Below are 13,188 nucleotides of genomic sequence, written 5' to 3'. Positions count from 1 at the left end.
CCCGACGCCACCGACGTCGTGTCACCTGCAGATCAGGAAGCAGGTGAGCGATGGTCAGCAGAGGCCGGGTGGTCGACCACATCGTCGACGGACTTGCGACTCATGGGGTCGGTTTCGTCTTCGGGGTGGACGGTGCCAACATCGAGGACCTTTACGACGCGATGTTCGGTCGGGAGGACATCACCGGCGTGCTGGCCAAACACGAGTTCTCGGCGGCAGCCATGGCCGACGGTCTGGCCAGGGCGTCGGCGAGTCTCGGCGTGGTGGCTGCCACATCGGGTGGCGGATCTCTGAACCTCGTTGCAGCACTGGGGGAGTCCTACACCAGTAGAGTCCCGGTGCTGGCGCTCGTTGGCCAGGCTCCGACAGTGATGGACGGGCAGGGCAGCTTCCAGGACACCAGTGGACTGGGCGGATCGATCGACGCCGTCGCGGTGTTCTCCGCGGTGTCGGTGTACTGCCGCCGAATCGTCGACCCCGCCGATATCGTCACCGCACTTCCCGAGGCCATCGCTGCCGCACACTCCGGCGGCCCGGCTGTACTGCTGCTGCCAAAGGACGTACAGCAGAGCATCATCGAGGTGGCAGATGTCGATGACATGGTGGCGGGGGCATGGGTCGAGGACCTCGCGCCGGTCGTCGACGCACTGCGGTGCGCGCTCGGCCCGGTCACCATCATCGCCGGTGAACAGGTTGCCCGCGACGACGCTCGCGCCGAACTGGAGGAACTGCGCGCCGTGCTGCGCGCCTCCGTCGCGACGGTGCCCGACGCGAAGGACACCAGTGGGTCACCGGGTCTAGGCGCCTCGTCGGCGCTTGGCGTCACCGGCGTGATGGGGCACCCGGCTGTCGCGGACGCGGTGGCGGACAGCTCGGTGTGTCTCCTGGTCGGCGCGCGACTGCCGGTCACCGCCCGAGCCGGGCTCGACGACGCACTCGACCGAGTGTCGGTGGTGTCGATCGGGTCGGTGCGGCCCTATGTGCCGGGCCTGCACGTGCACTCCGGTGATCTGCGCACGTCGTTGAGCGAGCTCGTCCGCGCGTTGACCGGGGTGGGCCGGCCTCGAGGGCTGCGGGTGTGTAACGCCATGCCACGACGCGAGTTACAGCCACCCGAGCACGACGGCCGCGGCGTGCGCTACCGCGCCGCCATGACGGCGCTCGACGAGGCGCTACCCCATGACGCCGACATCGTCGTGGATGCGGGCAACAGCGGCGCAGCGGCGATCCACCACCTCCCCGTGCGGCGGGACGGGCGGTTCGTCGTCGCGCTCGGTATGGGTGGCATGGGCTACAGCTTCGGCGCCGCGATCGGCATGTGCTTCGCCAGGCGGCGCAGGACCGTCGTCATCGCGGGCGACGGCTCGTTCTTCATGCACGGCATGGAGATTCACACCGCGATTCAGTATGAGCTGCCGATCACCGTGGTGCTGTTCAACAACAACGCCCATGCCATGTGCGTCAGCCGCGAACAACTGTTCTACGGAGATCAGTACAGCTACAACCGCTTCACACCGAGCCGGCTCGGTGCCGGCCTGGCCGCGATGTTCCCGGGTCTGCCGTCCATCGACGTCGTCGACACCGCGGTCCTGTCCGCGACCCTGCGCGACGCATTCGCACACACCGGGCCGTCGGTCGTGAGCATCGAGTGCTCGGCAGACGAGATCCCGTCCTTCGCACCGTTTCTCGCTGCTATCCAACACCAACCGATTGACGAGGAGATGACCGACCATGTCGCTGCCCGCGCTTGACGACATAACTACCCCCATTGACGGCGTGATTCGCATCGAGAATGCACCGCGTGAGAAGGCGACGCCGATCATCCTGGAGATGATGCGATCGGTGTACCCGCACGACCAGGTGTTTGGCGAGTACTGCACCGTCAACGACTACATCGACTGCCCGCCAGACGAACTGTACGAGTACCTGTCGGACACCCGCAGCCTGGAGGAGTGGACCTACAGCCTGCGCGGTTTCACGCCAACCGAGGAACCGGGGCTGTGGGTGGCCTACGACCGGTTGGGGTCGGAGACCGAGATCTACACGCGCACAGTCGCCAACCCGCAGGCACGCACCGTCGACTACCACTGCGCGTGGGATCAGGGCCGCCACCTCTGGATGGTGTACCTGATGCGGGTCGTCGACGCGCAGGTGGTGCTCGACAAGCCCGGCTCGGTGGTGCTCTGGACGAATTGCCACCACCCGTTCTACGACCACAATCCCTACCCCGAGACCGCGCCGCCGCAACGGCCCGTGTGGGTCGGTGACTTCTGGGACATGTTCGGCGCCGGTCACCTGCTGGAGCTGAGGAACCTCAAGGCGATCGCCGAGTACCGGTATCGCAACGGCCTGCCGGTCTCACCGGTGTGGATGAGATGAGTAGCCCCATGACCGAAATTGATCCCCGAGTGCCCGCCGTCAGCCTTGTCGACGTCGCGACCTACCTGCCCGGTCCGCCGGTTCCTGCCGACTACTACCAGCAGTTCGCCGACTCCGACGACCTGCGCGAGAACCTGATGTTCCGTGCGCCGCGATTCCGCCACCACGTCGCGCCGGACGAGTCGGCCATCGACATGGTGGAGCGAGCCGCTGCCGGTCTGATCGACCGGCACGGCACCGACACGATGAGCAACGTCGACGTGTTGATAACCCACACGCAGTTGCCCGACATGCCGTTCTACGGTGCCGGTGGCGGTATCGCGCATCGCCTTGGTATGAAGCCGAACTGGGTCATCGACCTGCACAACGGCGGGTGTGCGGCCTTCGTGTTGGGCATGAAGCTGGCCCGCAACCTGCTGGCCTCCGGCGAGGGACGGACCGCGCTGATCGCCGTCGCGCAGAACTGCGCTGGGCAGGTGTTCGACCAGAAGACGGTGCGGCGCAAGGCGCAGGCCGCGGTACCCGGCGACGGCGCGGCCGTCGGCCTGCTGACCACGTCGGATGAGTCGCCGATCCTTGGCGTCGAATGCCGGACGTACGGGGAGTACGCGGGCGAGATGACCATCGCCGTGGACCCGCCCCGGAAGTGGTGGCAGGCCGGCCCGGGCGAGGGCTGCATCGGGTTCACCGAAACCAAGATCACCAAGGTGTTGGCGCGCGGCAACCGGCAGGTGCCGGAGGTGTCGTATGCGGTCTGCGACCGAATCGGTGTGGCGCCAAAGGACCTCGACCTGCTGGTCACCAACCAGCCGAACCGGGTGTTCCTGCGCAACTGGCGTGACGCGCTCGAGCTGCCCGAGGCGCGACACGTCGACACCTTTGATGAGTGCGGCAACCTCTTCGCCGCGGGTATCCCGGTGAATCTCGATCGCGCGATCGCCGACGGCAAGTGCACGAAGGGTGACGTCGTGCTGATGGCGGCGTTCGCGCACGCCGGTGACTTCGCCGGGGCCGCCGCCGTCAGGTGGGGTGGGCGCGCCGCATGAGTACACCGTTGGCCGTGGCCAGCGACCTCGAGTCGCTCGTCGGTGAGCAGAGCCCGTTTGCGCTGTCGCTCAACGAGAATCCCTTCCCGCCGCTGCCGTCGGTGCGGTCCGCGCTGGTCGCCTCCCTGGACACGGCCAACCGCTATCCCGACTTCCTGCCGGAACGGTTGCGGTCGCTGATCGCGAGCCGGGTCGGCGTGCGCGATGACCAGGTGGTGGTCGGCGCGGGCGCCACCGGCGTCGCCATGCAGGTGCTGCACGCCGTCACGGAGCCCGGCGACGTCATGGTGATGTCTTCGCCAACCTTCGACGGTTACCCGATCTTCGCGCAGATGGCCCGGCTGAAGTCGGTGACCGTCGCGCTCGACCGCCACGGCTACCACGACTTGGACGCCATGGCCGAGGCGGCGACCGGGGCCCGCGTCGTCGTGGTGTGCCGACCGCACAATCCGACCGGCACCATCGAGTCCGTCGACGGTGTTGAACGGTTCCTGCGCCAGTTGCCGTCGGACGTCGTCGTGCTGCTCGACGAGGCCTATGTCGAGTTTCTGAGCCCCGAGCACCGGCTCGACGGGCCTGCGCTTGTGGCCCGGTATCCCAATGTCGTCGTTCTGCGGACGTTTTCGAAGGCGTACGGGCTTGCTGCGTTACGTGTCGGATACGGCTTCTGCGCGCCGGACCTGGCGCAGCGGTTGTGGACCATGCAGCTGCCGTTCGGTATCGGATCCACGGCGTTGGTGGGTGTCGCCGCCTCGTATGACGCGGAAGCCGAACTGGGCCATCGGATCAGCGCGATCTGTGCGGAGGGTGGTTACCTCCGGGCCCAGCTGCGCTCGATGGGCGTATACAGCACGGCGGGTCACGCGAACTTCGTCTACCTGCCCGAGCAGGGGAGGCCGTGGCGCGAGGTCTTCGCCGACTCGCGGCTACGGGTGCGCAACTTCGCCGACGGCGGTGTACGGATCAGCATCGGCAGTCGGCGGTCCTCGCGTGAGGTCCTCGCTGTGCTGGCTCAGGCGTGGGTGAGCACCTGATTCGCGCATCCAGCCGGTCGAGTGCGGTATGAAGGGGCGTGCCCTCCCATCCCGCCAAGCATGACCCGATCGCTCTCGCGCGCGACAACTGGGAGCGCGCCGGCTGGGGTGACGTGGCAGACGGCATGGTCGCGGTGACGTCGGTCATGCGGGCGCACCAGATCCTGCTGGCCCGTGTCGAGAACGCGCTGCGGCCATACGACCTGAGCTTCTCGCGTTTCGAGCTACTGCGCCTGCTGGCGTTCACCAGCAGTGGCGAGCTGCCGATCACGAAGGCCTCCGACCGTCTTCAGGTGCACGTCACCAGCGTCACGCACGCCATCAGGCGGCTCGAGACCGATGGCCTGGTCGAGCGCATCCCACATCCCACCGACGGTCGCACCACGCTGGTGCGGTTGACCGATCTGGGTCGATCGACCGTCGAGGACGCCACGGAGACGCTCAACACCGACGTGTTCGCCGACATCGGGATGTCGGACGCGGACTCCCGCACACTGGCCACCGCCGTCGAGTCGCTGCGCCGCCACGCCGGCGACTTCTAACGCGCCGGCGCTCAGTCGATGACCGGCGACGGTATGGGAATCGTCGCCGTCACGATGGTGCCGGACCCCGGCCGCGACCGGATGTTGAGCCTGCCGCCGACGATCTCGGCGCGCTCGGCCATCGACAACAGGCCGTAACCGCCCATCTCGTCGCCGCCGAGCGGATTCTCGAAGGTGTCGAAACCGACGCCGTTGTCCACGATCTCGAGCCGTGCGGTATCGCCGGACTCGTCGGAGTTCACGACGAACGTCAACCGGGCGTTGGACGCCTCGGCATGTTTGACGACGTTCTGCAGGCATTCCTGCGCGATCCGGTACAGCGCGATCTCGATGTGATCGGGGAGTCGGGTGTCGGCGAGGTCGACGTCGACGTCGACCTGGGGAATGGAGCGTGCCAGGCTGGCCAGCCCACCTGCGAGACCGAGGTCGTCGAGTACCGGCGGGCGCAGGCCGCCGATCGCGGCGCGCGCCTCACCCAGGGTGAGCGCCACCAGCTCGCGGGCCATCGCCAGCTGCTCGGCCGCCGTCGCGATGTCGTCGCGGTCGTCACTGACGGCTCTGCTCGCGGCGTCGAGCCGGTAGGACAGCGTCACCAGCCGCTGGGAGATCCCGTCGTGGATGTCACCGGCGAGCCTGCGGCGCTCGATCTCCTGGGCCTCGATCACCTGCTCCACGAAGTTCTCGTGGGCGCGCTCGCGGGCGACGAGCTGGCGGTGCAGACGAGCCTGGTGCATCGCACCCGCGATCAGCTGACCGATCACCAGCAGCAGTTCCACGTCGCGCGAGGTGAACTCGCGGCGCGCCACGGTGTGCACGTTGAGCACGCCGACCAACCCGCCGGGGTCGGTCTCCATCGGCACCGACACCATGGATGTGAAGTCCGAACCACGCAGCGACTCGAACGGCATGTACCGCGGGTCGGACTCCTTGTCGTGGATGATCACCACCGGCTCGCGATGGCTGGCCACCCAACCGGACACACCCTGCCCCAACGGAAGCCGGATCTTTCCGACCTCGCTGTCAAACGGCGGGGTGGCGCCGGTGAGGGTGAGTGAGCGCTCGGTGTCGTCGAGCACGTGCACGAAGCACACGTCGGTCGCGGTGGCGGCGGTGATCATGCGCGCCGCGGCCTCGGCCAGCGGCTCGACCCCGGGACCACTGGAGGCCGCCTGGATCAGCTCACGTAGCAGTGCCAACTCGCGGTCGGCGTCGACCAGATCGCGGACGGCATTGGCCCTGCCGGGTGTCACGGGCCAGCTCACTGGTAGATCCCCTCGCGAAGCGCGGTCGCCACGGCGCCCGTGCGGTCGCTGACGCCGAGCTTGCGGTAGACCGAGCGCAGATGGGTCTTGACGGTCTCGTCGCCGATCACCAGTTTGGTGGCGATGCCCTTGTTGGACAGGCCATTGACGACGCAGGACAGGATCTCACTCTCCCGCTGCGTGAGGCCCTGCCGTGCGCCCGGCCAGAACTCGTCACGCTGCATGCGCGCCGCGGTGTCGACGGCGCGGGCGGCCATGCCGGGGTCGATCGCCCTCTCGCCGCGGTGCGCGAACTCGAGCTGGCGCACCAACTCGTCGCTACTGATGCTTTTGAGCAGGTATCCCGACGCCCCCACCCGTAGCGCCTGGAACAGATACTGCTCGTCGTCGTAGACCGAGAGCATGACGACCTTGCGGCCGGGTGTGCGGGCGCGCAGCTCGGCGCACAGGTCCAGACCGCTGGCGCCGGCCATCCGCACGTCGCACAGCACGATGTCGGGGTCGAGGTCGTCGACGACCTGCAGCGCTCGTTCGGCACCGACAGCCTGGCCGATGACCTCGACCCGGTCGCTGAAGGCAGCCAGCATGGCCTTGAGACCCTCGATGACCATCTCGTGATCGTCGACCAGCATGAGCCGGACAGGTGTGGCCGCCATTGGTTCACCTTATTCCGGTGGGGAACTGTCTAGCCCAAGACGGCAACCCCGAATGGCCACCCGAATCCCCCGAATGGGGGAGGTCGGACGGGCGTGATGTGGGCCACTCTACGGAGCATGGAGGTTGAGTGTGCGCAGCGGACGTTCTGGTGGGACTCGGGTAGGCCCGCCGATGCCGCGGTCGAGCCGCTGAGTGCGGTGATATTCGATCTCGACGGGGCGTTGGCCGACGTCGAGCGTGACGGTCAGCGCGCGGCGTTCAACGCCGCGTTCGCCGAGCACGGTCTGGATATCAGGTGGTCGGTACAGGAGTACGGCCGCCTGGCCCGCATCGGTGACGAACAACGACGCATCGCCTCAGCCCTTCGTCGGCGCGGCTTCGGCCGGGTCAGCACCGAGGTCGCCGCGCACGTCTACCGCACCAAGAACGAGCTGTTCGAGCGGTCGGTGCTCAGCGGTGACGTCACCCCACGCGAGGGGCTTGAGGACCTGGTGAACAGCCTGTACTTCGCGGGAACGCCCGTCGCGGTCCTCAGCGCGGGCGCACGGTCCTGGGTGGTGCCGCTGGTCCGGCAGCTGCTCGGGGACGGCATCGCGGAGACCGTGGTGACACCCGACGATCTCACCCGTCCCGGCCCCGAGCCGGATCTGCACGGCCACGCGCTGTGGGAACTCGGGCTCGGACCAGAGGCTGCGCTGGCGGTGGCCAGCACGGTGCACGGCCTGCGGGCCGCGCGCGCGGCGAAACTCGCGACGCTCGTGGTGACCACGGACTACACCGCAGGTGCGGACTTCACCGGCGCCGCCGAGGTGCGCTCGGAGTACGACGGCCTGCTGGCGTCGGGCTGCGAGGGCATGCACCGCCGGTACTGGTCCGGCCGATAGTCACTCGGACTATTCCCCCGGGTCACTGCGCTCCTGCCCGCCGGCGCGGAGCGCCTCGATGATGGCGCTGAAGTCCTTGCCTGCATGGTCTTGGGCGAACTTCGCATAGATCTCGGCGGCGTGAGTGCCCAACGGTGCGGCCGAACCGGTCGACTCGACGGCGGCCATCGCCAGGCCGAGGTCCTTGTTCATCAGCGCCGTCGCGAAACCCGGCGTGAAGTCGTTGTTGGCCGGTGAGGCCGGCACGGGTCCCGGCACCGGACAGTTGGTGTGCACCGCCCAGCAGTTGCCGGTCGCGCCGGTGATGACGTCGAACAGTGACTGCGCGGGCAGGCCCAGCTTCTCGGCGAGCACGAAGGCCTCGCCGATGGCGATCTGCTGCACCGCAAGCACCATGTTGTTGCACAGCTTGGCGGCCTGCCCGGCACCAGAGGCGCCACAGTGAATGACCTTGCCCGCCATCGGATCCAGGATCGGCTTGGCCCGCTCGACGGCGGCGTCCTCACCGCCGACCATGAAGGCGAGCGTGCCCGCGGTGGCGCCCTTGATGCCACCGGACACCGGCGCATCGAGCTGGTCGAAGCCCGCGGCATTGGCCTTGGCGTGGATCTCGCGCGCGTCGTCCACGGAGATGGTGGAGGTGTCGATGAACAGCGCGCCGGCCTTGGTGGCGGGAAGGACCTCGGCGTAGCACCGCTTGACGATGTCGCCGTTGGGAAGCGAGGTGATGACGACATCCGCATCCGCGACGGCCTCAGCGCCGCTGTCGAAGACCTGCGCGCCCTTGGCCGCCGCGGCGTCCTTGAGTTCGGCGACCGGGTCGAAGCCACGGACGGTGTGGCCGGCGGACACTAGGTTGGCGGCCATCGGGCCACCCATGTGGCCGAGTCCAAGGAATGCGATCGTGGTCATGTACTTCTCTCCTAAGACGCGCGGGCCCGGACGGACGCTGCCCGCCCGATGACCACGCGCATGATCTCGTTGGTTCCCTCGAGGATGCGGTGCACCCGCAGATCGCGGACGATCTTCTCCAGGCCGTACTCGGTGAGATAGCCGTAGCCACCGTGCAGTTGCAGCGCCTGATCGGCGACGGTGAAGCACGAGTCGGTCACGTAGCGCTTGGCCATGGCGCACAGCGTGACCTTGTCCGGATGGTCGTCATCGAGCGCGGAGGCGGCGCGCCACAACAGGTTTCGCGATGCCTCAAGTGATGTCGCCATATCGGCCAGCGTGAACCGGATGGTGGGTTCGTCGAGCAGGGTCATGCCGAACGCCTCGCGGTCGGCCAGGTAGGCCAGCGTCTTGTCGTAGGCGGCCTGCGCTCCGCCCAGCGAGCAGGCGGCGATGTTGATGCGGCCGCCGTTGAGACCCGACATCGCGATGCCGAACCCGGTGCCCTCGCCGCCGGTGCCGCCCAGCATCGCATCGGCGGGCACCCGGGCCCCCTCGAAGACCACCTGAGCGGTGGGCTGGGCGTGCCAGCCCATCTTGTCCTCGTCGGCCCCGAAACTCACACCGGGCGTGTCCTTCTCGACAACGAAGGCCGAGATGCCACGGGGTCCGTCACCGCCGGTGCGGGCCATCACGATGTACACGTCGGAGACGCCCGCGCCGGAGATGAACTGCTTGACGCCGTCGAGAACGTAGTGCTCGCCGTCCCTGACCGCCCTGGTGCGCAGCGCACCCGCGTCGGACCCCGCGCCCGGCTCGGTGAGGCAGTAGCTGGCGATCAGGTCCATCGACGCGAGCCGGGGTACCAGGCTCTTGCGCTGTTCGTCCGTGCCGTAGGTGTCGACCATCCAGGTGCACATGTTGTGGATCGACAGAAACGCCGCGACGGTGGGATCCGCGTACGCGAGCTGCTCGAAGATCCGCACCCCGTCGAGCCGGCGCAATCCGCTGCCACCGACGTCGTCGCGGCAGTAGATCGCGGCCATGCCCAGCTCGGCGGATGACCGCAACACGTCGACCGGGAAGTGCTTGGCGGCATCCCACTCCAAAGCGTATGGGGCCAGCCGCTTCTCGGCGAACGCCGCCGCCGTCTCGGCGATCACGCGTTCGTCGTCGTCCAAGCCGTGATAGTCCATTTCAGAGTGCCGGTCTACTTCATGGTGGGGATGACGAACTCGGCGCCGTGGGATCCCGCGGGCCAGCGTTGCGTCACGGTCTTGGTCTTGGTGTAGAACATGATCGACGCTGGGCCGTGCTGGTTGAGGTCGCCGAATCCGGAGCGCTTCCAGCCGCCGAAGGTGTGGTAGGCCACCGGAACCGGGATCGGCACGTTGACGCCGACCATGCCGACCTGCACCCGGGACACGAAGTCGCGGGCGGTGTCACCGTCACGGGTGAAGATCGCGACACCGTTGCCGTACTCGTGCTTGGACGGCAACGCCAGCGCCTCCTCGTAGTCGTGGGCCCGCACGATGCACAGCACGGGTCCGAAGATCTCGTCGGTGTAGATCGACATGTCGCTGGTGACGTGGTCGAACAGCGTGGGCCCGATGAAGTAGCCGCCCTCGAGGCTGGCGTCGCCGAACGTGAGCTCATTGCTGGCGCGTTCGCGGCCGTCGACCACGAGTTCGGCGCCGGCATCAACACCCTGGCCGATGTAGTCCTTGACGCGCTCCAGGGCGGCGCCGGTCACCAGTGGGCCGTAGTCGGCCTTGGGGTCCAGGCTGTGGCCGACGCGCAGATTGTTGACTCGCTCAATGAGCCTGGCGCGCAACCGATTCGCGGTCTCCTCGCCGACGGGCACTGCGACGCTGATCGCCATGCAGCGCTCGCCCGCGCTGCCGTAGCCGGCGCCGATGAGGGCGTCGACCGCGTTGTCGAGGTCGGCGTCGGGCATGACGATCATGTGGTTCTTGGCGCCACCGAAGCACTGTGAGCGCTTCCCGTTGGCTGCCGCGGTGGAGTAGATGTACTGCGCGATGTCGGAGCTGCCGACGAAGCCGACGGCCTGGATATCGGGGTGGTGCAGGATCGCGTCGACGGCCTCCTTGTCGCCCTGCACGACCTGGAACACGCCCGCTGGCAGCCCGGCCTCGATGAACAGCTCGGCCAGGCGCAACGGCACCGACGGGTCGCGTTCGGAGGGCTTGAGGATGAAGGCGTTGCCGCACGCGAGTGCCGGCCCGGCCTTCCACAGCGGGATCATCGCCGGGAAGTTGAACGGCGTGATGCCTGCGACGACGCCGAGCGGCTGGCGCAGCGAGTAGACGTCGATGCCCGTTCCGGCGCCCTCGGTGAACTCGCCCTTGAGCAGATGCGGGATGCCGATCGCGAACTCGATAACCTCGATACCGCGCTGAATGTCACCACGCGAGTCGGCGACGGTCTTGCCGTGCTCCTTGGATAGCAGTTCGGCCAGCTCATCGGTGTTGGCGTTGACGAGTTCGACGAACTTCATCAGCACGCGGGCACGGCGCTGTGGGTTCCAGGCTGCCCATTCGCGCTGCGCGGCGACGGCGCTGGTCACCGCCGTGTCGACATCGGCGGTCGAGGCAAGCAGGACCTGCGCCTGGACCTCGCCGGTACTCGGGTTGAGGACGTCGGCCGTGCGGGTTGAGGCCAGCTCGCTGCGCTTGCCGTCAATGAAGTGCGGAATCTTTGTGGTCATGACATGCCCCTAGGCCGACGATCGCTAATTACTTGGATATCCTAGTAAATAGTCGACGGCATGCGCAAGGGGTCAACCGCCACCGTTAGTTGTGTGCCGCTTCAGCAAGATCAGAAATCACCCAGATGTCGGCGGATCGCCGTGTCGACGGGCCGTCAAATGCGCATGGGTTGGTTCATTGCTCTAGCGCAATCTGTAGCGAGTTCTCAGCGCTGTCGTACATGGTGTCGGGCCGTGTCTCACTCACATCGAGGAAACATGACCGAGAACACAGCAAAGCTCGATTGGCTCCCGCGGGACATTTACGGATGGGGAATTACTAGGTGACTGCTTCGGAACGAGAATCTCATCGCCAGGCCAGCTCGAGCGCTACCGAGCCAGCAGCCCCACGCAAGCTCACCGGACAACTCGGTGTGGCGGGGATCGTCCTCATGGTCATGGCCGCGGCTGCCCCGCTGACGGTGATAGGGGGAGACGGGCTCCTCGCTATCGCTGAAGGCCCTGGTCCGGGAGCGCCGCTCGGCTTTCTGATCGTGGGCTTGCTGTTGATGCTGTTCTCGGTGGGCTTCGTGACAATGACACCGTTCGTGTCCGAGGCCGGAGCCTTCTTCTCCTACATCACCAGAGGTCTGGGTGACCGTTGGGGATTGGGTGCCGCATTCGTCGCCCTTGTCACCTACACCGCCATTCAGGTGGGAATGTACGGCTACATGGGTTGGGCACTGGGCGATTTGGTCACCTCCTATGGTGGGCCGGAGTTGCCGTGGTGGGTATGGGCGATCACCACCTTGGTGCTGGTGGCGTATCTGGGTTACCGCAATATCGAACTCAGCTCGAAGGTCCTCGGTGTTGCCCTGGTGCTCGAGATCGCGGTTGTTCTCGTCACCGATGCCGCCATCTTGGTGGCGGGTGGGCACGACGGGATCTCGGGATACTCCTTCACTTCTGAGGCGGCGACATCCGGGCCGCTCGGCATTGCTGTCCTGTTCGCATTCGCCGGATTCATGGGATTCGAGGCGACCGCGGTGTTCCGGGACGAGGCCCGTCAGCCCGAGCGGACAATCCCACGTGCGACATATCTGTCAGTCGCGATCATTGGTGTGTTCTATGCGATCTCATGTTGGGCGGTCGTTGAAGCATGGGGTCCGGCGAACGTGAAGGAGGTGGTGCAGAAGTCGCTGGATGAGGGAGGAAACGCGCTGCTCGACACCGCCGACGTGTACGTCGGTTCGGTGTTCCGCGACTTCATGCATGTGCTCCTGGTAACGAGCTTGTTCGCGTGTGTCCTGTCGTTCCACAACGTCATCACGAGGTACCAGTTCTCGCTCGCGAACAAAGGGGTCCTGCCGGCAAGGTACGGTCAGGTCCATCCCACGGAGGGCTCCCCGCACATGTCGTCGGTTCTCCAATCTGCGACTGCGTTCCTACTGGTGGTGGTGGTTGCAGCCCTCGGGCTGGATCCGTTAGTCCAGGTGTTCGCGTCGATGGCAGGCATCTCAGCAGTGGGCATGCTGGTACTCCTGATCCTGACTTCCATTGCGGTTCCGGTGTTCTTTCTCCGCGACGGGGTGGCACGTCGGGGCAGGGTGGTGAGCACTTACATCGTTCCGTTGCTCACCGCAGGTGGCCTGTGCGCCAGCATGTACCTGGTGCTGTCCAACTTCACTCTGGTCACCGATCAATCAGCTGTAGTGAGTTCGGTGTTGGCGGCATTGCCAGTCGCAGCACTGATCTACGGCTTCGTACTTCCGAGAAGGGGCTGATG

General features: G+C 66.8%; 12 protein-coding genes. 7 read left to right on the top strand and 5 right to left on the bottom strand.

Annotation, left to right across the window (positions count from 1 at the left end):
* The first annotated feature begins 50 nt into the window (after nt 1–50).
* From ABIA65_RS31780 to ABIA65_RS31760, 5 genes are read left to right on the top strand one after another with little or no spacing between them, the layout of a single operon-like run.
* A complete protein-coding gene (locus ABIA65_RS31780) occupies nt 51–1,751 on the top strand; it encodes a thiamine pyrophosphate-binding protein (protein ID WP_354526074.1) in 1,701 nt (566 codons plus the stop codon).
* Nucleotides 1,732–2,379, top strand: coding sequence for a DUF8713 domain-containing protein (locus ABIA65_RS31775; protein ID WP_241400754.1), 648 nt, complete (start codon nt 1,732–1,734; stop codon nt 2,377–2,379). The genes ABIA65_RS31780 and ABIA65_RS31775 overlap by 20 nt, the downstream gene beginning before the upstream one ends.
* Nucleotides 2,380–2,387: 8 nt before the next feature.
* Nucleotides 2,388–3,425, top strand: a complete 1,038-nt coding sequence (locus ABIA65_RS31770) for a 3-oxoacyl-ACP synthase III family protein (RefSeq protein WP_241400753.1) — start codon at nt 2,388–2,390, stop codon at nt 3,423–3,425.
* Nucleotides 3,422–4,459 carry a pyridoxal phosphate-dependent aminotransferase gene (locus tag ABIA65_RS31765; protein ID WP_354526073.1) on the top strand — a complete coding sequence of 346 codons (1,038 nt, stop codon included), beginning with the start codon at nt 3,422–3,424 and terminating at the stop codon, nt 4,457–4,459. The genes ABIA65_RS31770 and ABIA65_RS31765 overlap by 4 nt, the downstream gene beginning before the upstream one ends.
* 38 nt (nt 4,460–4,497) lie before the next feature.
* The gene (locus ABIA65_RS31760) at nt 4,498–5,001 is read left to right on the top strand and encodes a MarR family transcriptional regulator (RefSeq protein WP_354526072.1); all 504 of its coding nucleotides are present in this window, start codon (nt 4,498–4,500) and stop codon (nt 4,999–5,001) included.
* Nucleotides 5,002–5,012: 11 nt separating this feature from the next.
* Here the strand turns inward: ABIA65_RS31760 and ABIA65_RS31755 are convergent, their stop codons facing one another.
* Together ABIA65_RS31755 and ABIA65_RS31750 are read right to left on the bottom strand one after the other, a co-directional pair.
* Nucleotides 5,013–6,263 carry a GAF domain-containing sensor histidine kinase gene (locus ABIA65_RS31755; RefSeq protein ID WP_354526071.1) on the bottom strand — a complete coding sequence of 417 codons (1,251 nt, stop codon included), beginning with the start codon at nt 6,261–6,263 and terminating at the stop codon, nt 5,013–5,015.
* A complete protein-coding gene (locus tag ABIA65_RS31750; RefSeq protein ID WP_241400749.1) occupies nt 6,260–6,919 on the bottom strand; it encodes a response regulator in 660 nt (219 codons plus the stop codon). The genes ABIA65_RS31755 and ABIA65_RS31750 overlap by 4 nt, the downstream gene beginning before the upstream one ends.
* Nucleotides 6,920–7,036: 117 nt before the next feature.
* Here ABIA65_RS31750 and ABIA65_RS31745 point away from each other — a divergent pair, with 117 nt between their 5' ends.
* Complete coding sequence (locus ABIA65_RS31745; protein ID WP_354526070.1) at nt 7,037–7,804, top strand: HAD family hydrolase; 768 nt, start codon at nt 7,037–7,039, stop codon at nt 7,802–7,804.
* Between the two features lie 9 nt (nt 7,805–7,813).
* Here ABIA65_RS31745 and mmsB read toward each other — a convergent pair whose 3' ends face one another.
* Genes mmsB through ABIA65_RS31730 form a run of 3 tightly spaced genes read right to left on the bottom strand, consistent with a single transcriptional unit; the run spans nt 7,814 to nt 11,423 of the window.
* The gene (gene mmsB, locus ABIA65_RS31740; protein WP_354526069.1) at nt 7,814–8,716 is read right to left on the bottom strand and encodes a 3-hydroxyisobutyrate dehydrogenase; all 903 of its coding nucleotides are present in this window, start codon (nt 8,714–8,716) and stop codon (nt 7,814–7,816) included.
* Nucleotides 8,717–8,727: 11 nt separating this feature from the next.
* Nucleotides 8,728–9,891, bottom strand: coding sequence for an acyl-CoA dehydrogenase family protein (locus tag ABIA65_RS31735; RefSeq protein ID WP_241400746.1), 1,164 nt, complete (start codon nt 9,889–9,891; stop codon nt 8,728–8,730).
* A 14-nt stretch (nt 9,892–9,905) separates the two neighbouring features.
* Nucleotides 9,906–11,423 (bottom strand): CoA-acylating methylmalonate-semialdehyde dehydrogenase, encoded by a 1,518-nt coding sequence (locus ABIA65_RS31730; protein ID WP_354526068.1) that lies wholly within the window; start codon nt 11,421–11,423, stop codon nt 9,906–9,908.
* A 323-nt stretch (nt 11,424–11,746) separates the two neighbouring features.
* Here ABIA65_RS31730 and ABIA65_RS31725 point away from each other — a divergent pair, with 323 nt between their 5' ends.
* The gene (locus ABIA65_RS31725) at nt 11,747–13,186 is read left to right on the top strand and encodes an APC family permease (RefSeq protein ID WP_502919644.1); all 1,440 of its coding nucleotides are present in this window, start codon (nt 11,747–11,749) and stop codon (nt 13,184–13,186) included.
* The last annotated feature ends 2 nt before the right edge of the window (nt 13,187–13,188 follow it).

Origin of the sequence: Mycolicibacterium sp. 624, from assembly GCF_040548615.1 — a bacterium.
Taxonomy (GTDB): Bacteria; Actinomycetota; Actinomycetes; order Mycobacteriales; family Mycobacteriaceae; genus Mycobacterium.
This window is presented reverse-complemented; position numbering and strand designations above follow the sequence as displayed.